This is a genomic window from Bacillus sp. 22475, from assembly GCF_052044835.1.
GTDB classification, from domain to species: domain Bacteria; phylum Bacillota; class Bacilli; order Bacillales; family Bacillaceae_G; genus Bacillus_A; species Bacillus_A cereus.
In genome coordinates this window covers 1-22,019 of record NZ_JBQENW010000046.1, presented here as the reverse complement: position 1 = coordinate 22,019, position 22,019 = coordinate 1, and the positions used below count along the sequence as shown (strand labels likewise).

Below are 22,019 nucleotides of genomic sequence, written 5' to 3'. Positions count from 1 at the left end.
TTGCATGTTTACCAACTGTACGGCGAAGTCCTGTGGCATCAATGATAACAATTGTTAAAATTGCCATCCCGATTCCAAACATCGGTGTGTTAAAACCTTCATGAAACCCTATTGTCATGACCATACTTGATAAAATCGTTGTATGCGTACTAGGAAATCCACCGTTTCCAACTAAACGAAAAGCATCTTTTCCAGACCGAAGATAATTCACTAGAAATTTCAATACTCCCGAAGCTACCCAAGCTATAAATGGAAGTACACAATATAAATATGTTCCCATTGCTTTACCTCCTATGATTTTGCAATAAATAAAATACCAGCCACTATACATACCATTCCAGCAATTTTCATAAAATTGATTGTTTCACCAAATAATAATGCTGACGCAATAATAACAAATACATATCCGAAACTCACCATTGGGTATGCATAACTTAAATCAACCTTTCTCAGCACAATCATCCATAATAATGCACTTAAACCGTAAAAAGCGAGTCCGAAAAAGTTCGGTACGTTAATGAAATTCATAATACCTACAGCCGCTGAACTTTGTGATTTCATTGCGCCAAACTTTAATAAAATTTGCCCTACGACTCCCATACCAACTGATAAAATAATCATCAAAAATTGTTGCATCTCTACACTCCTTAACTGTTTATATTCAAAAAATGTTTTATTCCAAATAAAAAACGTTTAAGACACTCCTCTTAAACGTTTTAACAAACCCGAATAGAGTAATTAAAAGTTCAATAGTATAATAATAACTGTTATCGCATATAACAACACCGTTATTAAAATATGCTGATCCTCTAATAAAACTTTATCTGGTTCTCCACCTTTATCTTCCATGTGAACTAAATACAAATAACGAAAGATCCCGTAAATTACAAATGGGATTGTCCACATTAAATAGATGCTTTTCCCTGCATTAAAAGTAAAGATAGCATAAGTTACAATAGTTGCCGATGTAACAATTGTACTTAATTGGTCTAACAAAGCAGGAGAATAACTTTCTAATACTTTTCTATGAGAACCTTTATTATTCTGTAACAATACTAATTCATGTCGTCTTTTATTAATAGCCAAGAACAGTGACAATAATAATGTACATAATAAAAACCACGGTGTAAATGGCACTTGAATAACTAATCCACCGGCCAATGCTCGTAAAACAAATCCAGATGCAATAATTAAAATATCAATGATTACAACGTGCTTTAAACGAATTGAATACACTACATTTAAAATAAAATAGACTGCTAATACTAAGCACAATAACGGATTTAATATATATGAAACTACTAAAGACGCTACTAAAATAACACAACCTGCCGTAATAGCAAAATACGGATTTAATGCACCTGATGCCATCGGTCGATAGCGCTTAACAGGGTGCTGTCGATCTGCCTCAATATCCATAAAATCATTTAAAATATAGACACAGCCAGATATTGCACAAAATAGCGCAAAACAAATTGCAGCTTGTGCCACCATAGTTAAAGATACTTGTTTTATTGAAAAGACTAACGCTGCAAATACAAGCAAGTTTTTAGTCCATTGTTTTGGGCGTAACTGTTTAAAAAACAATACAACTATATTTTGTTGAGATAAAGTTCCTTCTCTCATAATAATAAGAGAGCTTCTATTTTTTGCACTCTCTTCCTTCCCTCCCTATTCAATTGTTATTTACTTCTAATACAGGAAAGATTATATCACATAAGTATAACATTGAAAATCAGTTATTAAATACCAATAATAAAGGGCTCTCCTCTATATTAATATTTCTAAAAAATACAGAAGGAAGCCCTATCAACTATATATTCTATTTCAAATATTGACCACGAAACACTTGCATCGTTTCGTCTTGATTTAACATCGTTAACTCTTCTTCTGAAAACTTGCCATTTCCAACTTTCACTACATACACATTTACTTTTTTCTTACCCCATTGGCTATAAACATCTTTCACCGTATCATAATACAGATCAAGACGGTTTCCTTTTATTGCACCGCCCTTATCAGCTACTACACCATACCCATAACCTGGTACGAATAGAATCGTTCCAATTGGAAATACACGTAAGTCCGCAGCGATTGTGGAATATAAATCCCTTTTCGCCTTAACACCTGAATATGTAATACCATACTCCGGATGCCCCGGCCTCTTACCAGTCGACTCAATTCCTGACGTATAACCTGTTGCAGTCATTTCAATTGAACGATATTTAGACCAGTCGTTTGCCTGCTCTAAAGCATTTATCACTTCTTTACTCGGAGCAACATTTTTCTTAACTTCTGCTGCATGTACTTCTTTTGCACTCGTTCCCTCATATTTCTTTACAATCTCTAATAAAGAAACTCCTGTGAAAGCATTCCATGTTACGCATAATGCGGATACAAGTAAACAAGTCATCATAATGCGAATACAATATCGTTTTAACATTTTTATATTCCACACTCCTTCATCGTTAATCATTCCCTATACGATGAAGGAATATGCAAAAAAAATAATCTCCAAATGAATTGGAGATTAAAACATTTGATATCCGCTTTTCCGAAGTTTCTTAATTACGATTCCTGCTAAAGCAGCACCTACTAATCCAGTAGATAAAATAAACACATCTGCTTGTCCTAAATGCGATACACTTGTCCCAAATGAAGAGAATGTTTCTTTTGGCTTTGAAAAATAATCCCACATACTCGCCTTATTAATAATAAGCATACAAACAATCGGATACACAATAACCATTACCCACGTAGCTCGCAATATCATGTTGAGTAAAAATCCAATTCCAAAAAACAAAATGAAAAATAACATCATTGAAATAAGTAGTACCGGTATACTCACTCTTTCTCCCTCTCCTTCGCATGCGCCGTAAATACGTGATAGGCTGTATAACCAAATTGCTCTCCTGGATTTAATGTTCTGTCCATTTCAAGATGGAATTCTGATTGTCTTTCTAACAAATATTTAATAAGTACAGATGTATTTGGATCATCCGCAATCTTATCTGGATGTAAAAACGCTACTTCAGACAATTCCTTCTCCTGTACAATAATATTTTCCCCTTCAGGTTCCAAAAGGAAAATGATCATATTATCACTAATCTCATTGCGAATCACGCCCGATCGAACACCGATGATCCCCTTCACATGAGCGACAATACCTGTCTCTTCTAACACTTCGCGTTTCACAGCTTCATCAACAGTCTCACCTTCATTTACAAAACCAGCCGGTAAAGACCATTTCCCCTTTAATCCACTGTATTTTTTCTTAACGAACAGCCACCTGCCATCTTTTGTAGCAACTAGGCCACTGACAGCTAACCACACTTTCCCTCGCTTCTCCATGATGTAATAACCTCCTCTACTAGAACGGACAGAATATTCTTTCTTTTTTATATATTATACTATATTTTTAATACGAAAAAAGCAGAAACAGCTCTTAGCCGTTTCTGCTTTTTCTACTATATGTTAAAAGAACTTTAATTTACCTTTTTTAAGAACTAATAAAGGTCCACCTAATAAGAATAGGTAACGGTTATCGATTACTTTCTTCATGAAGGAAGCTTTCCAACCTGTTAACTTTTTACCCATAACAACGCCCATTGCATCGTCATGACCTAAAGAACATACAGATCCTTTATTATCAAATGCGAATTTTTTCATTTCGCCCTTGCCACGAACTAATACAGTTAAGTTGTGTGCAATGTTGTAACCTTGTTGAATTGCAATTTGTGCTGTTGGTGGATAAGGACGGTTAATTTCTTCGTTAATGATTAACGCTGCATCACCAACCATGAATACCTCTTCGTATCCTGGAGCGTGCATGTACTCATCAACCTTTACACGTCCGCGCATTGCTTCAAATCCAGACTCTTCCACAATACCATTACCACGAACACCCGCAGCCCAAACTACTGTTTCAGACTTAATTAACTCAGTATCATCGCCATTTGCAACGATAATACCTTCTTCAGTTGCTTCTTTAATTGCTGTACCGATGCGGAATTCTACGCCTTTTTTCTCAAGTTGTTTTACAGCGTATTCTACTAATGCTGGATCGAAACCAGGAAGTGCTGTTGGAGCAGCTTCTACACAGATGATACGTGCTTTTTCACGTGGTACATTGTACTGTTTACAAAGTTCAGGAACACGGTTTGCAAGCTCACCTACGTACTCGATACCAGTAAATCCAGCACCACCAACAACGATTGTTACTAACTCATCGCGCTTCTCATCTGCATATTTAGCGAAACTAGCTTCCATATGCTCACGAATTTCACGAGTTGCATTAATGTTAGCGATTGAGAATGCATGCTCTTTTAATCCTGTAATTCCGAATGTTTCTGATTCGAAACCAAGACCGATTACTAAGTAGTCATACTCTAACTCGCCGTCTTTTAAGATAATGCGTTTTTCAGCAGCTTTAATTTCTACTACTGTGTCTTGTACAAAGTTCACTTTATTTGTATCAATAACGTCTTGAATATCTAGACAGATTTTTTCATCTTGTAATGTACCAGCTGCGCTCTCGTGTAACCAAGTCGCTTGGTAGTGATAGCTGTTGTTGTTTACTAACGTAATTTCAGCTTCATTTACAGATAATGCTTTTTGCAGACGAACAGTCGTAATCATCCCGCCATAACCTGCACCTAAAACTACGATTTTTGGAGTCTTCACCAAATCACAACCCTTTTCTTTATATAATAGTAATGAAAAATAATACCAAGTACTAAAAACTCTATTTGTCAAGAATGTGGAATTTATCACATTCTATATCATAACAAAACGCAGTCAAAAAATCGTACGAATTTTGTCATAGAAATTTAACATAATACTTCCCTATATTAGTCGGTTTTATTCCAGAATTCAAGCGTCTGGAGAATTATCAATATTTTAAAATAACATAGCGTTTTCAAGGGTTTTTCAACCTTTTTTTCATGTATTTTCCTTTCTGTATATTTTATACAATACAAAAAGCATCTATGCGAAAACTTACACACAATTCAGTCGTTTTCAGGAGTATTATGAACCCAAATATGCTATCATTTATTTTGAAAGTGTCATCATTTGCAGGATTTTCGTGTACATATGAACAATATATGAAATCAATATCAAAATTCCATCTATAGGGGGAATGAAAGTGGCAGAAAATCAAAAAGTTTACGACATAACAATTATTGGTGGTGGTCCAACGGGACTGTTCACAGCATTTTATGGTGGTATGAGACAAGCAAGTGTAAAAATCATTGAAAGCCTACCTCAACTTGGAGGACAATTATCAGCACTCTACCCTGAAAAATACATTTATGATGTAGCTGGTTTCCCGAAAGTGCGTGCACAAGAGTTAGTTGATAACTTAAAAGAGCAAATGAAGAAATTTGATCCAACCGTTTGCTTAGAAGAAGCGGTTGATACGCTTGAAAGACAAGCTGATGGTATATTTAAACTTGTTACGAATAAACAAACTCACTATTCTAAATCAGTCATTATTACTGCCGGCAATGGTGCTTTCCAACCACGCCGCTTAGAATTAGAAGGTACAGCAAAATACGAAAAGAAAAACTTACATTATTTCGTTGATGATATGAATAAATTTGCTGGCAAGCGCGTCGTAGTATTTGGCGGTGGCGACTCAGCAGTAGACTGGACAATGATGTTAGAACCGATTGCTGACAAAGTTACAATCGTTCATCGCCGTGATAAATTCCGCGCACATGAACATAGCGTCGAAAACTTAATAAATTCTCGTGCAGAAGTAAGTACACCGTATGTTCCAGTTGAACTCATTGGTGATGACAAAATTGAACAAGTCGTTCTTCAGCACGTAAAAACTGAAGAAAAAGTTATCATCGATGTTGATGACGTAATTGTAAACTACGGCTTCGTTTCTTCTCTTGGCCCAATTAAAAACTGGGGCTTAGATATACAAAAGAATAGCATCCTTGTGAATTCAAAAATGGAAACAAATATTCCTGGCATTTACGCTGCTGGTGACATTTGTACATATGAAGGAAAAGTAAAACTTATCGCTTGTGGATTTGGCGAAGCACCGACAGCAGTAAACAATGCAAAAGCTTACTTCGATCCAAATGCAAAACTTCAACCGATGCATAGCTCAAGTATGTTTTAATATAAAAACGAAAAGAACTCCTTTTACATGAAAGGAGTTCTTTTGTTATAAAGTGTTCTAATGCAAATTACCCCTCTTTCTTCACAACTACCTTCTGTAAGAAAAAACACTCCCCACTTCCAAAATATGTTACAATAAATAAGAACATATGTTTCTGTTTGATAAAGGAGGATTTTTTAATGAAAGAACCAATTATCGTAAAAAAAGAAACTTTCCAAGCTATTGGCGTTTCGGTTACGACGACTAATGAAAGAGAGGCATCTACTGAAGGGAACATTCCACAACTTTGGAACCACTACTTCCAAGAACAAATAATGCATCACATCCCAAATCAACAAACGAAAGAAACATTCGCTTTCTATTCCAACTACGAGTCAGATGAAACTGGTGCATATACATTTACGATCGGTATGTCCGTTTCTTCATTAAAAGACGTTCCTGAAAATATGACAATTTTAACAATACCTGCCGCTACATATGCGGTATTTACAACGAGAAAGGGACCAGTTGTTGAAGTCGTTTGTGAAGCTTGGGAATATATTTGGCAATGGTCGAAAGAAAATAAACGTGCCTTCACAACAGACTTTGAGCTTTACGATGAAAGAGCGTTAGACCCAAATCATGCACAATTGGATATTTATATTGCGTTAGCCTAAAAAAAGATGCCCGTTCGGCATCTTTTTTTGTCGTTAAATAGCTACTGGGCAAATTCATTATTATTGTCTACAATGAGAAAGTGCAGTATAGAAATATTAGAAACTGTATAAAGTGAAACTATACTCAGTGGGGGTTTACGGGCAGTTGGTCTCCCACCTAACTTCTTTGCCCGAGCCAAATTTTGAGGTAGGAGTTTTACTGCCAGTGAACGCGGGATAAAACGATTGTTAACAGGTTTTTCAGTTTAAATTTTTTACATAGAAAGGAAGCAATATGGAGGAACTACAACAAAATAAATCTGCTTTAGAAGGAAGCGGAAAACCGTTATTAAAAAATGCGAATTTCCTTTTTCTTTGGGCAGCTACTCTTTTTTCAAGTTTTGCCTTAGCCTTTTTTACTTTTTCACAAACGTGGTACATAGCAAAAACATTAAACCTTGAAGCTTCACTCGGTGTTGTTTTCGTAGCTCTTAGTGTTCCAAGGCTTATTTTTATGATTGTCGGCGGCGCTGTAGCTGATAAATTCCCGAAAAAAAACATTATGTTTTACTCCAATATCATTCGAGCGATTCTTGTCGCAACCATTCTCACATGGTTTATCGTTGGTGATGTAACACTATATACATTTGCTTTATTCGCTTTATTCTTTGGACTTGCTGATGCTTTTTTCTGGTCAGCTGACGGATCTATCTTACCTGAACTTGTAGAAAAAAGCCGTTTAACACAAGCAAACTCACTTACACAAATGACAAACCAAGCATCGGTCATCTTAGGTCCTGTACTTGGTGGCATTCTTATCAAATTTACGAACTATGAAACGATTTTTTCGATTACGATTTTATTACTGATCGTCGCAGCCATACTCGTTCAAAAAATACAATTTACAGTGCCAGAACAGCAAAATACAGACAAAGGTATGTTCACTTCCATTAAAGAAGGAATCTTATATGTAAAAGAATCGCCATTCCTTTCAACTTTCCTTATTTGTAGCGCTTTTTTAAACTTATTTTTAATCGGCCCAATGCAAGTTGGTTTCCCGCTTTTTGTTAAAAACGTGCTACATGGTGATTCGCTCCAGTTTAGTTACTTAGAAGCATCTGTAGGCGGCGGAATGGCAATCGGTGCTGTCATTGTCGGTTTAAAAAATATTAATCGTAGACGCGGTCTATTTTGTATTATCATGATGCTATTGTCTGGTATATTCTTCTTAGCCATCAACTTTAGTACCGTACTTTGGCAAGCACTATTAGCCGGAATGTTTTACGGTATTACAATTGCAATGGCCATTGTACCGCTTATGGCAATGATTCAAGCAACCGTAAAAGAAGAGATGATGGGACGCGTAATGAGTTTACTTATGCTATCATCAATGGGCTTTATTCCGCTCTCTTACGCATTCACATCAATCGCACTTGCAATGGGAATTCCAATCGTAACCGTTATGAAAAGCGGTGCAATTGCTGTTATCGTCTTCGTACTATTTGTAGCGATTCGTGTTCCAGTTGTAAGAAAGTTCGACTAGCTACTTGGAGTCATGTATTATACGCATGGCTCCTTTTTAAATGGATCAAATAACGCTATCCCCTTACTTCTTCTCACAGCTGCTCCCCATTCTAATCCAATCTCTAAAAATAAATCTCGCACTGTACTATATAAAAGTGCCTTCACATTTTTACGGATTTCCCCGTATTTATAAGCTCTCACGACACTCTTCACTCGCCAAATGAAATTTCCATACACTTCTTCATCAGCTAATATTTGCTCTAGTAAAACACCTTGCTCTAGTAACCCGCTCTTTTTATAAGCAAGCTCCACCTTACTCCACAATATGTTAATCTTCTTCGGATTACTCGTCATTGGCACCAGTGCGTATATAAAAGGCTTTGGTATATCATGACGGCAATACGTTTCATCAAGCTCGTACGTTCCTTTTCTTTTCTCTTTTATTTGTGGAATGTTTTTAGAAAGAATTGTTTCTCCCTCGTTTTTTGGCTCCTTTCCGCTACAGCCAGCTGCATAATCCTCACTTTTACATGCGGACATTTTCATACGGTCATCCATGCGGTCAATCGCAGATGTAAGAAATACATATAGGTTCGCACTATACCCGCCGCGCTTATGTCTCTCTTTTGTCGCAACACGCTTTATAATTCCTAATTCCTCTAACTTTGCAATTGAGCGGCGTACTGTACGAATACTCTTTCCAACATTCTTTGCAATCGTCTCCATTAACGGACAGGCGACTCCTACTGTTTTTTGTTTCTCATTCACCGCATACTTTCCTAAAAAATGAATAATGGTAGTATCCGTTTTATTTAATTGAAATCGGTAGCACTTCAAAACTTGTTTTTGATATGTATTAAACTCTTCTTTACTTCGAAATTCACTGTATGGTTTCATTAAATTATATAAGCTTCCCATTTATATCACCTCATTTATAAGTAAGAGGCAGGAAGAGAATTTGGCGTGGAATTTAATATTTTTTTAATGGAGATGAAAATATGATTGTAATTAGCGCTTGTTTAGGTGGTATCGCTTGTCGATATGACGGAAATGACAATCTCGTTTCAAAAATAGAGGAGCTTCTGCAAAAAGAAGATACAGTCCTCATTTGTCCTGAAGTATTAGGAGGACTGCCAACACCTCGTCCTTCTGCTGAAATTATTGGCGGGAATGGCGAAGACGTTTTGGACGGAAAAGCGAAAGTGATGACAAAAGATGGGGAAGATGTCACAGAAGCTTTCGTAAATGGTGCTTATAAAGCATTAGAACAAATTAAAGATTTACACCCAGAATATATTATTTTAAAAGAACGCAGCCCATCTTGTGGTAGTTCTACGATTTACACTGGAGAATTTAACGGCAATAAGCAAACTGGTTTCGGAGTGACAACTGCTTTATTTAAAAGACATGGATTTACAGTCATTTCAGAAGAGGAATTTGAAAACAAAAAAAGGAATTGACCCTGTTCGTCAATTCCTTTTTATCTGTCTTATTTCACACTTAATTTTTCTTTCACTTTCGCTGGAAGCTCGTCTTTTTTCACTTCTTCCCAAGCTGTTACACCTTTTTTATCTGAATTGTATACGCGTAAGAATGCATCTTTACGAAGATTTTTTGGAGCTGTGAATTCTAATTCTTTTACTTCTCCACCTTTATCGAATCCTTTTAATTTATACTCGAAATATTTATGTGGCTCTCCGTTATCAAACTTCTCATTTTTTTCAATTCCATCAGTTGTAATTTGAACGTAGTACTCATCTTTACCCATACGGTTAATATCACAACCGACTAACAAGCTTGCAAATACAACTAAAATACTAAATAGTGCAATGTATCTTTTCATATCCTTCACCTCATATGTTTTTTCTTATATTCTTATCTTAAAGCCCGGAGCTTAAAGAAGAAATTCAAAAACATGACATGAACATTACACTTTTGTAAGATAATAATTATTTCTTCACTTTAGAAATCTTCATTCCATCACCAATTGGAACAAGTACAGATTCTAAATTCGGGTAGTTTGCTATCATTTCATTAAACTTCTTCATAACTTCTGTATAACGTTTTTGTTTCACACTCTCATCAGCTACACTACCGCCAATAACGTCTTTCACGCCAATTTCGCCACTTATCACGTAATTTCCTTATACCGTTTATTACGCCTTCTATTATGCCCTCAATTATAATCTCTATTACAAGATATCTTACTAAACTAATAATAGGTTTAATTACGTATCTCCCTATGAATTCAAAAATATCCTCCATCATATTTTCCTCCTTCTTTCAAAAGGAAGCTGCTACTACTCCGCGTCCTTTTACGTCCAATTACAACTGCTGCCCTACTGCGGTATATACCAACAAGAATAATACGACAACAACATGTACAATAACGCTATTGAATTTGGAAGAAACTTCGATAAATACTAATACTATAATTATTTTTTCACCTATATTTGGAGATGCTCCCAAAAACTTTATAAAATCAAAGACAACTTTACTACAACTCTTCCCGTAACTAATTTATTATCGTGGTAAACCGTCTTCCACTACATCCGTAACAGTTCCATTCGGTTCAAAGATTACACGTAATGATCCTTCTCCACCATAACCAGTATAGTCATATACTGAATAAGATTTATATTTCTCAATCACATGTGGCTGTCCAATTGCAGCTTTTACTTGATTCGCAGGCATACCTTTTTTGATTTTCAAATAGTGATTGTAACTTACTGCTGCCGAATTGTTATTTACATCTTTATACCACGGTACACGATCATTTTTTTCTTCATATTCCTTTACAGGCTCTTCACTACGTTTCGTAGATACCTCATTCTCTTTATCTGGATCCTTTATAGCAGTACGTTCAATATTCACGACGTAACTATATGTATTTAATTCAACCATAATTTCATATGTACCATCCGTATCTTTTTCAGTATAAAATACGCGTTTTTCATTGTTATTATACTGTTTTATGTTCTCACCACCGTAGTCAATCGTATTAAGAATATCCGTATACGTCATACCTTCCTCAATCTTTTGAAATTCGTCATGAGAAATATAACGCTTCTTTGATGATGGAGCGTCCTCATTTTTAATACTTTCACGTTTGCTCGTAGTCATAGGTGTTTTCTTCTGATCTTTTAGTACGTCACCTTCCGCCTTCGCTGGTTGCTTTACTCCTACTTTTGTTAATACGTCTGTATCGCTAGAACAAGCTCCCAAAATCGATATTGTAGTCAACGCCACCCCTACTATAAGTACTTTCTTAAATGACTTCATTCTAATCCCCCTGGTGTTTTTTTAATATCTAGTAATCAACGTATTTTAATTAATACGGAACTATTCAGTTCTATACAACTTGCTATAGCCTTCTCCCTCATGCACCTTTTTTATATCAATCTATCACTAATAACCGATGCAGCTACAGCTAGTCCAAACATGATCGCCAATCATCTTCGTTACAAATATTAACATTAAATATAACTAATACATAGTATATTTCTGCTATTCATTTACATTTATTTTTCATAATTTTTCCTTAAACGAACAATATGAAACTCGAATTCATAAAATTAATCACATATCCCATATATAATAACATTTAAATTAAATTCTAAAGTAACTTTACATGCATTTTCTGTTTTAACGCCAAAAGAAAAGACCTTTCTATTTTGACTAAAAACTTAGCACTCTGCTGGCTTACCAGCATTCGATGCTGTACGGAAAGATGATCCACATCCGCATGATGCGATTGCGTTTAGATTATTAATTGTGAATTATGCGTTCCATTTAAGACCGATTAAAAAATAATAATTCCTTATTCAATTAACATATGCATTAGTTTAACAACCTAAGGCTGCTTTGGTAGCCATTTTTTGTACCCACTGATAGCTTATGAAAAGGGATTTCTAAGTGATGAATTGAATATATATTTATTGTTTGCTCATTTTTAGGAGGTTCCTTTGTGGGAAATAAGCTTTACTATATTCCTGTACTTCGCACAGTTCTATAATAACTAATATTGATGCTGTGACGGGATTTTCTATAGTAAGATAAGGTATTTTTCAACTCACTTATTATAAATTGCAAATCTCGTCCCCAAGAATTATTCCTTTTGGGTGAAAGTTTTTTTATTACATAAGTTTCATTCTGTCCTAATTTAAAGGTTTCGAGAGGAGAAATAATATGAATCCTATTTTATTAGATGTTCCGTTACAAATAGAAACAGATAGACTCATTCTTCGAGCACCACTTCAAGCAGGTGAAGGGAGTGTAGTACACGAAGCTATTAAAGATTCATCTCGTGAATTAAAGCAATGGTTGTCTTTATTCCAGTCCATTCCTACTGTTGAAGAAACGGAAATTCTTCTGAGAAATGCGCATATAGATTTTTTGAAAAGAGAAAGCTTTCGCTATCTTATCTATCATAAGGAGACGAATGATTTTGTTGGAACGGCTAGTCTTCATCGAATTAATTGGAAGGTTTCTAAATGCGAAATTGGATATTGGATTAACACGCAATTTAGTGGCAGTGGATATATGACAGAAACAGTAAGTGCGTTAACAAACCTTGGATTTCAGTTATTCAAATTTAGAAGGATCGAAATACAATGTGAATCTAATAACACGAAAAGTCGTGCGATTCCTGAAAAACTAGGCTTTGAACTTGAAGGAATATTACGTAATGAAGATTTTTCAGCTGATGGTAAACAACTAGCTGATACATGCATCTATGCAAAGATAAAGTGAAACTTTAAATTAATCCGTACGAATCAGGCTTTTACGGCAAAAGAAAAGACCTCCTTAACGATTTTATCCCATCGCTAAAAAGGTCTTTTTCTATTTCAGCTAAACACTTAGCACTCTTCTGGCTTACCAGCATTCGTCGCTGTACGGAAAGATGATCCACATCCGCATGATGCGATTGCGTTTGGATTGTCGATTGTGAATCCGCCGCCAAGCATAGATTGTTTATAATCAATTTTTACTCCTTTAACAATTGGAGCACTTTCTGTATCGATAACAAATTCAACACCGAAAAACTCAAGAACTGTGTCGTCTTCTTTTGGTTCTACTTCAAATCCTAAGCCATAAGAAAGGCCAGTACATCCGCCGCCATGTACAGCAAGGCGCACGTACTTCTCTCCATCTTCAGCATCTTTTAACATATCTTTAATTTGAAAAGCTGCTTGTTCTGTTACTTCAATCATGAAATACACCATCCTTTCTGTTTTCATTCTATTATACATCTTTACGCTTCTATCTTGTACTCATACACTCCGCAGCAAATTACTTCCGCAGGTCCTTTCATTAACACGTTTCCTTCTTCTGTCCACGCAATCATTAAATCGCCGCCAGCTAAATGGACTGTAATTTCTTTACCACGTTCCATCTTGCCATTTAAAATAGCAGCTACAACAGCAGCGCATGCCCCTGTTCCGCAAGCTTGCGTTACACCAGAACCACGTTCCCAAACGCGGAAATTCATTTCTTCATCGTTTAAAATCTCGATAAATTCAACATTCACTCGCTCTGGGAACATTTCATGTGTCTCAAGAACTGGACCAAGTGTTGTAAGAGGTGCCTTCTCTACATCCTCAACAAAAATAACCGCGTGCGGGTTCCCCATTGAAACAGCAGTAAATGCATAACGATGATTATTATATAAGAAGTTTTCACGAATAAATGGTGTTTCACCTTCACCGAGCATCGGTATTTCTGCACGTGTTAGACGCGGTGCTCCCATATCGATTTTCGCTAATGTCACGAAACCATCTTCTACTGTTACTTCAGCCGTTACAATACCAGCTAACGTTTCAATTGTGAAAACTGTTTCTTCTACTAGTTTATGCTCATACGCATATTTCGCTACGCAGCGCAAACCATTACCACAGCTCTTTCCTTCTGATCCGTCATTATTAAACATACGCATTTTCACCAGAGCTACATCAGACGGACAAATTAAAATCATTCCGTCTGCTCCAATACCAGTATTAATATTTGAAACCTTTTCCGCCACAAGAGATAAATCTTCTTCAGGAATTTGCTCTTCAAACATATTTACATATATATAACTATTGCCAAGACCATGCATTTTTGTAAAAGAAAATTGGCTCATTTGTATTCACTCCAAAAATAATTTGTTATTTTAAGTATAGAATGCATGCTTTTAGAACACAATATGAATGTCCCCCGTTTCTCATATTTGACAACGTTTGGCGATGAGCCACTCTTACACACATTGTGTAAGAAAAAAGCCCTTCTAAAAAGGGCCTTTTTTTATTTATCTATAGTATTAAACTACCCTCCAAAATAACGTTTTATCTAAAATAAAATGAAAAAGGCGTTGCTCATTCGCAACACCTTAAAACATTGGATTTTCATCCAAATAATCATATACATTATTTACAAGCTCTTCTACTGTCGCACCTTGTACAACTTCACCATTCACAAGTGCAAATGGTCCTTCAAAACAAATACCACAATATCCTAAACAACCATATTCCATTACATCTAAATTCGGATCTTTTTCTAATTTCTCTAACGCTGCTTGTGAACCACTTGCAAGGTTACCTACACAAAATTCAATTAATGGTTTAATCAAAATTCTCCCCCCTGTACTACAAAACAAATTACCTTCTGACTTCATCTATAAGAAGAAAACTAAGCTGTCTCTTGTTGTTTTCGTTATACATCCTAAACTATTTAGTTACTTCACTATTTCACTTCAAAGTAGATGGTTTTATTTTATATAACATGCTACTTGCAATGAAATAGTAACTAAAAAGGCAAAACAGTTTACTTTACTTTTCTTCTTATTGTACAACAGAGTATTCATTCATGCATTGTTATTTGTTCACAAATTCGATATAATTTGATTGAGTAAAGTCAAAATATTTTATTAATATAAAATTTTATGATCAGGGGATATTTCAACAGAAAAGGGGTAATCCATCATGAAACACCTCGTAATACTAGGTGGCGGCTACGGTGGAATGAGAATTCTACAAAGGCTACTTCCAAGCAACCAACTTCCAGATGATGTACAAGTGACATTAATCGACAAAGTACCATATCATTGCTTCAAAACTGAATATTATGCATTAGTTGCGGGTACTATTTCAGAAACGCATATTCGTATACCGTTTCCTGAGCACCCACGCCTCAATATTCAATACGGCACAATAACAAATATTGATCTCGAAGAAAAAGCGGTTCATCTCGATGGCGGCGAAGCAATCCAATATGATGATTTAATTATCGGACTTGGCTGTGAAGATAAATATCATAACGTTCCTGGGGCGAAGGAATATACACATAGTCTACAATCAATTGAACAAACACGTAAAACATATGAACAATTAAATAGTCTAGAACCAAATGCAACAGTAGCTGTCGTTGGTGCTGGCTTAAGTGGTGTGGAAGTTGCAAGTGAACTTCGCGAAAGCCGTTCTGATTTAAAAATCTATTTATTTGATCGAAAAGATAGAATTTTATTCCCGTATCCAGAGAAATTAAGTAGATACGTAGAAGAATGGTTCGTAAAACATAAAGTTAATATTATAAGAAACTCTAACATTACAAAAGTGGAACCAAATATTGTGTATAATCACGATGAACCACTTGAATGTGATGCAATTGTCTGGACAGCTGGTATTCAAGCAAATGAAGTTGTTCGAAACCTTCCAGTTGAACAAGATGGTAGCGGACGGGTTGTCTTAACGAAATATCACAATATTCCAAACAACGAGCACGTTTACGTTGTAGGAGATTGCGCAGCACTTCCACATGCACCATCTGCCCAACTTGCTGAAGGTCAAGGAGAACAAATTGTCCAAATATTATTAAAACGTTGGAATAATGAACCACTCCCTGATGAACTACCTGTTATTAAATTAAAAGGTGTTCTAGGATCTCTTGGTAAAAAACACGGATTTGGTTTACTAGCAAACCAACCATTAATGGGGCGTGTACCGAGATTATTAAAATCCGGGCTTCTTTGGATGTACAAATATCATAAAGGTTAATACTTTACAGGCTGTCTACTATGTAGGCAGCTTCTTTGCATCAGTTTTTAAAAATTATCAGACACATCTTTCTCAATATGTATAATGATTTATTTTTCATTTTCATATTACAAACTATTGATAAACAGTGTATGCTATTTGTAAGTTGTTTTATTATTTCCTTTAAGACCGAATTCATTCGGTCTTATTTTTTATGTGATAAATACTTTTATAGGGGGCATTACATTCCACTTATGAACTTATCAAAACTAAACAATCGAATAGAAGCGAAAAAGAAAGAGTTAATCTATCTCGTTGAACGATACGGATTCACTCATGATAAAGTGATTTCTTTCAGCCAAGAATTAGATCGTTTACTTAATTTATTAATAAAACTCAAGACGAAGAAAAAACGTTATTCATTATAACCATTTCCCCCTCTTTTTTTGATACGATATAACTAGAATCAGAAAGGAGCGATTTATGTTTATATTAAAAGACGTTATATATAAAGATATACTACACATTCCTTATTTACAGATTCAAAAAGAAAAAATCACTTGCATTATAGGTGAAAGCGGCAGTGGAAAAAGCACATTACTTCGCATGTTAAACGATTTACAATCTCCAACATCCGGTACAATTGAATATAACGGAAAGTTAATTTCTGATTATCCGCCTATTCAATTACGTCGTGACGTAGTTATGCTTGGGCAAACTCCACCTCTTTTTGATGGAACCGTTAAAGAAAACCTATTAATGGGACTTCGTCTTTCTGAAAAACCATTTCCACATGATGATGCCCTGCGGAGCGCACTACAAACCGTTAGCTTAGACAAGCAATTAGAAGATAGCGCCTCCTCATTATCCGGCGGTGAAAAACAAAGACTCGCCTTTGCACGTATCGTGCTTATGGATCCGCCTGTCTATTTATTAGATGAACCCACTTCAGCATTAGACAGTGATACAGAACGACGCGTAATGAAACACTTTACTGAACTAGCACGAAAAAAGAAAAAAACAGTTATCTTCATCACACACTCGCAACAACTTCCAGAAGAAATTGCAGACGATATTATTGAGATTAGTAAAGCAAACGGTGCAACTAGAAAGGAAGTGCTCTCTGTTGAAGGGCGTTATTGAACTCCAAATTTGGCAACTTGCAGCTGCCTATATTTTCATTCTTATTTTAATTGGACTTGTAAAATTAAAAGGAATACCTCGCGAAAAACAAATCGCGCTCGCAACATTCCGTATGACGATTCAGCTCGTACTTGTTGCATATGTCCTTACATACGTATTTGAAAACAGTAATCCATTTTATACAATTGCTCTTATTACTTCTATTACTACCTTTGCAATTTTTAATATTTATAAACGCGTTAATATTCCGATGTCAAAAGAACTAAAGCGAGTAGCCGCTCTTTCTATGGTTGCTGGATCAATCGGACCATTGCTACTATTTATCTTCGTTATTATCGGGCACGATCCTTGGTATGCTCCGCAATATATCGTCCCTATTACGGGAATGTTAGTTGGGAATGCTATGACCGGTGTTTCTCTCGGCGCAAATACGTTCTTAAACAATATGAAATCGCAAAGAGGTCAAATTGAAGGTGCACTTATGCTCGGCGCAACACCGAAAGAAGCTACTGCCCCGCTCATTCGAGACGCTTTTGATTCTGCTATTTTACCAACAATTAATTCTATGGTCGGAATGGGAATTATAAGCTTACCAGGCATGATGACTGGTCAAATATTATCCGGTGTATCACCGTTCACAGCCATTCAATATCAAATCGCCATCATACTCGGTATTTCAGGAAGTACCGCTTTCGCTGTCATTATCTTCTTACAGCTCGGATATAAAACATTCTTTACTAAGCGATGTCAGTTGAAAGAAATTGACTATGGTGCACGGTGAATCGTACGTAGTTCATGGTGAATGAAATTATATTAACGATTTTTTTAATATATCTATCATAACTTGCAATATATCAACGATTTTTCAAATATATCTATCATAACTTAGAATATATCAATGATTTTGTACGAAATATCGATTTACCGACAAAAAGTGACATAATAAAAAGAGGAGGCTATTCGCCTCCTCTTCTATTTACTACGCCTTCTTAACGAACTGTGATTTTAACTTCATAGCTCCGAAACCGTCGATTTTGCAATCGATATCGTGATCGCCATCAACTAGACGGATACTCTTTACTTTCGTACCGATCTTCACAACTGAAGAAGTTCCTTTTACTTTTAAATCTTTAATAACAGTAACTGCATCACCATCTTGAAGAACGTTTCCGTTCGCATCTTTTACAACTTTTGCACCATCATTATTTTCAGCTTCTGCGTCTTGGCCCCACTCATGAGCACATTCTGGACATACGAAAAGAACACCATCCTCATACGTATATTCTGAATTACATTTTGGACAATTTGGTAAAGTAGCCATAAATTCATTTCCTCCGTTCATTATTTATACGTAAAAATCAAAATTGATGTTTACATCTCGATAAATAAAATTTGTATAGCATTTCTTTATAGTGCCATAGTCTCACGTTATTGACAACCCTACCGCAAATTCTCATTTTTTATTGTATTTTACAAAATTTCAATTCATATGCCTTTTTTCCATTTGCTCTTCTACCAATTTAAAAAATCTTCGTTGTACATTTTTATTTTTTACGAGCAGTCGAACTCTTAGCTTACTTTTTAAATGTGAGCGCACCTTGTAGTTCGTAATAAATAACTTTCGATACTTCTCGTCTTCATATATGATTTGAAACCATTCATACTGCTGAAATCATTTCTCTCCCCCTAATAAACAAAAGAAGAACCTTCACAAGATTCTTCTTTTCAAAATGAACGAGTTCCCTCTAGAAACCCCAATTATTTTCTTCAATGTAAATTTGATATTCTTCTACTTCTTCTTCACTTAACTTTTTATTATTTTCATATACCTCTTGCCACTCGAAATAATCTTCATCGAAATAAACAGCGAATTTAATTTTCACGTTTTTCTTCTCTGCATAATCATAACCAGTAAACTCTACTACGTCATAATCTTTTTCTTTCTTCACAAACTTCCAAGTTGGATTATCAGTCATAATCTCTAAAGTAACCCCTTCACCACTTGAACGAACAACATCTTTAATATTCGGCTCAGTTGGTAAAAAGGACAGCCCAAACGCAGCTAACCCAAACACAATCCCAACTATAACCTGTAAACCAATCATACCAGCAATACTAGCGCCACCCTTTGATTGTAAGAAATACGCCTTCTCATGATCAGACGCATCTTCTCCCTTACGAAAAACACGAACAGCCTGCTTATAATATAAACGGTTTCCTTGCCATCCAGTAAATATCATCATTCCTAATTGAAGAGCTAAACTAAATGTTACATAAATCCCATCTGGAATATCTATAAAAGGGGGGATAACTATACTAGGTATAGCCAATAACGCAAATATAATAAATAACTTATACATTTTACGATAAGCTAACCAAAAAGTTGGGAAGAAAAAGGCTACCCAATTCCATGTATTCCCTTGAGCTGGATTTTCTACTTTACCCCACTTAAAGTCATAATAAGCTGTATTCTTTTGAACAACTTTATGTAATTCTTGTGGAGAAATTGTTTCTTGTAAAACAGTGTCCTTCACGTACATCATCCTTTTCTTATTTCTATATACATTTATTGTATATGTACAAAATGAAGGAATCTAACAAAAAGTACACATATTTCATAAAAGTGAACGGAAATCGAATATATTCCGACAATTATCCGTTTTTTATTTCATTTTACTTTTAAATATATTAGAATACTTATGAATGATACGTTTAATACACTAAGTTAATCATTTTGTATATTTGATAATAAAAATGTTTCACATGAAACTATTTATATTTTGTATTACCTTGCCTCTACACAATGAGTGTAAAGCCCTTTCTACTTACTACAAAATACGAAAGACGCCCTTTTCAAAAAGGCGTCTTTTTATAGTTGAAAATTTACTAATAAATAAAACGAATTATTTAATAAATGAATCCCAATTGGAACGAGTAAATTCTTCGTTTTCTTATATGTGTATGCTAAACATATACCCATACCAAAAATATATAAAATACTACCTACTGTAAGGAGATGGCCAAAAGTAAATATGAAAGCACTTATAATGGCACTAGTAAGTGCAGAAAAGCGCTGGGATAATTTCGTAAAAAACATCCCCCGAAATAAAAGTTCTTCCCAAATCGGTGCAAAAATGGTGAGCACAACTACATATAAAATGATTTCACTTTTAGTAGGCTTTATTACTATACTAGACTCGTCCACACCAATCCCATGTGGTAGAACTAAATTTAATATTGCAAGATATATAAGCATTACAATCGCTGTCATTACTATCGTTACATAGTGTTTAAAATTATTGAATTGTAATGATTTTATTAAATGTAAGCAGCAATTTCTTGCCGGTGCATACATTACGATAATCATACAAAACGTGAAAGGTGGAATAAGATGATCTACATACCATGGATATAAGGAAGAATCATATAAAAGGTTCAAAAAACCAATTCCATGCATGACCCCAAAAATAATTAATAGAATGCTAATTACTTGGCGCATACTCATTTGTTCATTCTTTTCTTCATATGTAGCTAATTCTATATTTATCCTATCCCCTCCAGTATAATTAAACCTTTTAAACCATTATATACCAAATTCAACATAAAAAAAGACAATACACCCCACTGTATTGTCCATTTTCTTCCCTACCATTTCTCTCTACACGTCTCAATTAAATGCAGTAAGTACCTCTTCGTCATATCTGCTCTTCTCCACCTTGAGAGCATTCGCTTTTCTTTTGGATTGTGCCGTATTCTCGTTACTTCTTTTAATAAGAGCTCCCATTCTTCCGCTGAACGTTCTGACAAGTATTGCAATCCTCTATCTTTTGAAACGATTGTTTTATAATCTAGTGTATATAAAATGCGTCCCATCGTAACGACAGCTGATTCTACCCACTCTTCTATAAAAAATAAATATGGCTTCTTCACCTTTTCACTCCAGTACTGTTCTACGTTGTATTTCATCGTATTTATTACATCATTCCATTGTATTTGCAGCGGAAGATCTTCTGCTTCTTTTCCTGTAACTGTAATGCCTTGATTTTTCAACGTCCACCATGTGACTGCATTAATGTCCCAATGACCAACATTAGCTTTACCATCTGCACAATACACGTACTCGTTCATTTCATCATTGTATTTCCCTAAGTCAGCAAGCGGAATATACATACCATCCATTCTTTTACCTAGTGTATCATCACTAAGCTTCTTATGTAGTTCCACAATCTGCTGTTTTTCAGCTTCATTCACGGAATCATTTATCACTGTAACAAAATCAACATCGCTCGTTTCCTTATGAAATGCACCTAGTGCGATGGATCCGTAAATATATACCCCGACTATTTTTTCATCCAAAAAAATTTCTTTTAATTCTACTGTGTACCGCTCCATTAACTGTTGTACTTCCGTTGGTAACGCATGCTTCACTCCATTTTTCACATATATCCCTCCAATAAAAAAAGCCTTTGCAAATTGAAGTGACCCCCGAAAGTTAGACAGGTCGTTTCATTAGGCAGCCTCTAGGGTATGAGCCCGGTATTGTACTGGGCTCATACCCTTTAATTTTGCCTT

28 protein-coding genes and 2 pseudogenes are annotated in these 22,019 nt (G+C 35.4%); 9 read left to right on the top strand and 21 right to left on the bottom strand.

Annotated elements, in window-relative coordinates; genetic code table 11:
• The 7 genes from ACTJJY_RS30140 to ACTJJY_RS30110 all read right to left on the bottom strand — a co-directional run.
• On the bottom strand, positions 1-280 hold a 280-nt coding region (locus tag ACTJJY_RS30140), incomplete at its 3' end, for a divergent PAP2 family protein (RefSeq protein WP_086400987.1).
• Between the two features lie 11 nt (positions 281-291).
• Positions 292-636 carry an EamA family transporter gene (locus ACTJJY_RS30135; protein ID WP_001183889.1) on the bottom strand — a complete coding sequence of 115 codons (345 nt, stop codon included), beginning with the start codon at positions 634-636 and terminating at the stop codon, positions 292-294.
• Between the two features lie 102 nt (positions 637-738).
• Positions 739-1,626: a decaprenyl-phosphate phosphoribosyltransferase gene (locus ACTJJY_RS30130; protein WP_098833237.1), complete on the bottom strand. Its 888-nt coding sequence runs from the start codon at positions 1,624-1,626 to the stop codon at positions 739-741.
• 196 nt (positions 1,627-1,822) lie between these two features.
• Positions 1,823-2,443: a 3D domain-containing protein gene (locus ACTJJY_RS30125; RefSeq protein WP_120461516.1), complete on the bottom strand. Its 621-nt coding sequence runs from the start codon at positions 2,441-2,443 to the stop codon at positions 1,823-1,825.
• Positions 2,444-2,530: 87 nt separating this feature from the next.
• The gene (locus tag ACTJJY_RS30120) at positions 2,531-2,848 is read right to left on the bottom strand and encodes a YuiB family protein (RefSeq protein ID WP_000027015.1); all 318 of its coding nucleotides are present in this window, start codon (positions 2,846-2,848) and stop codon (positions 2,531-2,533) included.
• Positions 2,845-3,351: an NUDIX hydrolase gene (locus ACTJJY_RS30115; RefSeq protein WP_097960987.1), complete on the bottom strand. Its 507-nt coding sequence runs from the start codon at positions 3,349-3,351 to the stop codon at positions 2,845-2,847. The genes ACTJJY_RS30120 and ACTJJY_RS30115 overlap by 4 nt, the downstream gene beginning before the upstream one ends.
• Before the next feature lie 123 nt (positions 3,352-3,474).
• On the bottom strand, positions 3,475-4,683 hold the full coding sequence (locus ACTJJY_RS30110) for an NAD(P)/FAD-dependent oxidoreductase (protein WP_000856602.1): 1,209 nt from the start codon (positions 4,681-4,683) through the stop codon (positions 3,475-3,477).
• 463 nt (positions 4,684-5,146) lie between these two features.
• Between ACTJJY_RS30110 and ACTJJY_RS30105 the strand changes: the two genes are divergently transcribed.
• The 3 genes from ACTJJY_RS30105 (at position 5,147) to ACTJJY_RS30095 (ending at position 8,314) form a co-directional block, all read left to right on the top strand.
• Positions 5,147-6,136: an NAD(P)/FAD-dependent oxidoreductase gene (locus ACTJJY_RS30105; RefSeq protein WP_440607292.1), complete on the top strand. Its 990-nt coding sequence runs from the start codon at positions 5,147-5,149 to the stop codon at positions 6,134-6,136.
• A gap of 179 nt (positions 6,137-6,315) precedes the next feature.
• Positions 6,316-6,792 carry a GyrI-like domain-containing protein gene (locus ACTJJY_RS30100; protein WP_440607291.1) on the top strand — a complete coding sequence of 159 codons (477 nt, stop codon included), beginning with the start codon at positions 6,316-6,318 and terminating at the stop codon, positions 6,790-6,792.
• Between the two features lie 274 nt (positions 6,793-7,066).
• Positions 7,067-8,314 carry an MFS transporter gene (locus ACTJJY_RS30095; RefSeq protein WP_440607290.1) on the top strand — a complete coding sequence of 416 codons (1,248 nt, stop codon included), beginning with the start codon at positions 7,067-7,069 and terminating at the stop codon, positions 8,312-8,314.
• A 17-nt stretch (positions 8,315-8,331) separates the two neighbouring features.
• On the opposite strand, the gene ACTJJY_RS30090 is transcribed toward ACTJJY_RS30095, so the two are convergent.
• A complete protein-coding gene (locus ACTJJY_RS30090; protein ID WP_440607289.1) occupies positions 8,332-9,213 on the bottom strand; it encodes a helix-turn-helix domain-containing protein in 882 nt (293 codons plus the stop codon).
• A gap of 80 nt (positions 9,214-9,293) precedes the next feature.
• Between ACTJJY_RS30090 and ACTJJY_RS30085 the strand changes: the two genes are divergently transcribed.
• The gene (locus ACTJJY_RS30085; RefSeq protein ID WP_440607288.1) at positions 9,294-9,755 is read left to right on the top strand and encodes a DUF523 domain-containing protein; all 462 of its coding nucleotides are present in this window, start codon (positions 9,294-9,296) and stop codon (positions 9,753-9,755) included.
• Between the two features lie 29 nt (positions 9,756-9,784).
• On the opposite strand, the gene ACTJJY_RS30080 is transcribed toward ACTJJY_RS30085, so the two are convergent.
• The 4 genes and pseudogenes from ACTJJY_RS30080 to ACTJJY_RS30065 form a co-directional block, all read right to left on the bottom strand.
• Positions 9,785-10,138 (bottom strand): YxeA family protein, encoded by a 354-nt coding sequence (locus ACTJJY_RS30080; protein ID WP_098818364.1) that lies wholly within the window; start codon positions 10,136-10,138, stop codon positions 9,785-9,787.
• 106 nt (positions 10,139-10,244) lie between these two features.
• Entirely contained in the window at positions 10,245-10,430 is a 186-nt protein-coding gene (locus tag ACTJJY_RS30075; protein WP_440607287.1) for a methyltransferase, read from the bottom strand.
• Positions 10,431-10,818: 388 nt separating this feature from the next.
• Complete coding sequence (locus ACTJJY_RS30070; RefSeq protein WP_440607286.1) at positions 10,819-11,577, bottom strand: hypothetical protein; 759 nt, start codon at positions 11,575-11,577, stop codon at positions 10,819-10,821.
• Between the two features lie 404 nt (positions 11,578-11,981).
• Positions 11,982-12,074 (bottom strand): annotated as a pseudogene (locus ACTJJY_RS30065) (iron-sulfur cluster assembly accessory protein); the annotation flags it as partial.
• 409 nt (positions 12,075-12,483) lie between these two features.
• Between ACTJJY_RS30065 and ACTJJY_RS30060 the strand changes: the two are divergent.
• Positions 12,484-13,047 carry a GNAT family N-acetyltransferase gene (locus ACTJJY_RS30060; RefSeq protein ID WP_440607285.1) on the top strand — a complete coding sequence of 188 codons (564 nt, stop codon included), beginning with the start codon at positions 12,484-12,486 and terminating at the stop codon, positions 13,045-13,047.
• A 107-nt stretch (positions 13,048-13,154) separates the two neighbouring features.
• Here the strand turns inward: ACTJJY_RS30060 and ACTJJY_RS30055 are convergent, their stop codons facing one another.
• From ACTJJY_RS30055 to ACTJJY_RS30045, 3 genes are all read right to left on the bottom strand, one after another.
• Positions 13,155-13,508, bottom strand: coding sequence for a HesB/IscA family protein (locus ACTJJY_RS30055; protein ID WP_000573830.1), 354 nt, complete (start codon positions 13,506-13,508; stop codon positions 13,155-13,157).
• A 41-nt stretch (positions 13,509-13,549) separates the two neighbouring features.
• Complete coding sequence (dapF, locus tag ACTJJY_RS30050; protein ID WP_440607284.1) at positions 13,550-14,416, bottom strand: diaminopimelate epimerase; 867 nt, start codon at positions 14,414-14,416, stop codon at positions 13,550-13,552.
• Between the two features lie 246 nt (positions 14,417-14,662).
• Positions 14,663-14,902 carry a YuzB family protein gene (locus ACTJJY_RS30045; protein ID WP_000595025.1) on the bottom strand — a complete coding sequence of 80 codons (240 nt, stop codon included), beginning with the start codon at positions 14,900-14,902 and terminating at the stop codon, positions 14,663-14,665.
• Between the two features lie 352 nt (positions 14,903-15,254).
• On the opposite strand from ACTJJY_RS30045, the gene ACTJJY_RS30040 reads away from it, so the two are divergent.
• The 4 genes from ACTJJY_RS30040 to ACTJJY_RS30025 all read left to right on the top strand — a co-directional run bounded on the left by ACTJJY_RS30040 (position 15,255) and on the right by ACTJJY_RS30025 (position 18,228).
• On the top strand, positions 15,255-16,325 hold the full coding sequence (locus ACTJJY_RS30040; RefSeq protein WP_000682065.1) for an NAD(P)/FAD-dependent oxidoreductase: 1,071 nt from the start codon (positions 15,255-15,257) through the stop codon (positions 16,323-16,325).
• Between the two features lie 233 nt (positions 16,326-16,558).
• The gene (locus ACTJJY_RS30035) at positions 16,559-16,732 is read left to right on the top strand and encodes a Spo0E family sporulation regulatory protein-aspartic acid phosphatase (protein ID WP_440607283.1); all 174 of its coding nucleotides are present in this window, start codon (positions 16,559-16,561) and stop codon (positions 16,730-16,732) included.
• Positions 16,733-16,787: 55 nt separating this feature from the next.
• Positions 16,788-17,447 carry an ABC transporter ATP-binding protein gene (locus tag ACTJJY_RS30030; RefSeq protein ID WP_440607282.1) on the top strand — a complete coding sequence of 220 codons (660 nt, stop codon included), beginning with the start codon at positions 16,788-16,790 and terminating at the stop codon, positions 17,445-17,447.
• Positions 17,431-18,228: an ABC transporter permease gene (locus ACTJJY_RS30025; protein ID WP_440607281.1), complete on the top strand. Its 798-nt coding sequence runs from the start codon at positions 17,431-17,433 to the stop codon at positions 18,226-18,228. Before ACTJJY_RS30030 ends, ACTJJY_RS30025 begins: the two co-directional genes overlap by 17 nt.
• Before the next feature lie 198 nt (positions 18,229-18,426).
• Here ACTJJY_RS30025 and phnA read toward each other — a convergent pair whose 3' ends face one another.
• The 6 genes and pseudogenes from phnA to ACTJJY_RS29995 form a co-directional block, all read right to left on the bottom strand.
• Positions 18,427-18,768: an alkylphosphonate utilization operon protein PhnA gene (gene phnA / locus ACTJJY_RS30020; protein ID WP_000212735.1), complete on the bottom strand. Its 342-nt coding sequence runs from the start codon at positions 18,766-18,768 to the stop codon at positions 18,427-18,429.
• A gap of 159 nt (positions 18,769-18,927) precedes the next feature.
• Positions 18,928-19,116: pseudogene (locus ACTJJY_RS30015) on the bottom strand (hypothetical protein); the annotation flags it as partial.
• Positions 19,117-19,192: 76 nt separating this feature from the next.
• Positions 19,193-19,990, bottom strand: a complete 798-nt coding sequence (locus ACTJJY_RS30010) for a DUF2628 domain-containing protein (RefSeq protein ID WP_440607280.1) — start codon at positions 19,988-19,990, stop codon at positions 19,193-19,195.
• 326 nt (positions 19,991-20,316) lie between these two features.
• Positions 20,317-20,994, bottom strand: coding sequence for a lysostaphin resistance A-like protein (locus tag ACTJJY_RS30005; RefSeq protein ID WP_440607293.1), 678 nt, complete (start codon positions 20,992-20,994; stop codon positions 20,317-20,319).
• Between the two features lie 98 nt (positions 20,995-21,092).
• Positions 21,093-21,887 carry a nucleotidyltransferase domain-containing protein gene (locus ACTJJY_RS30000; protein ID WP_440607279.1) on the bottom strand — a complete coding sequence of 265 codons (795 nt, stop codon included), beginning with the start codon at positions 21,885-21,887 and terminating at the stop codon, positions 21,093-21,095.
• Positions 21,888-21,956: 69 nt separating this feature from the next.
• On the bottom strand, positions 21,957-22,019 hold a 63-nt coding region (locus tag ACTJJY_RS29995), incomplete at its 5' end, for an IS3 family transposase (RefSeq protein ID WP_368773297.1).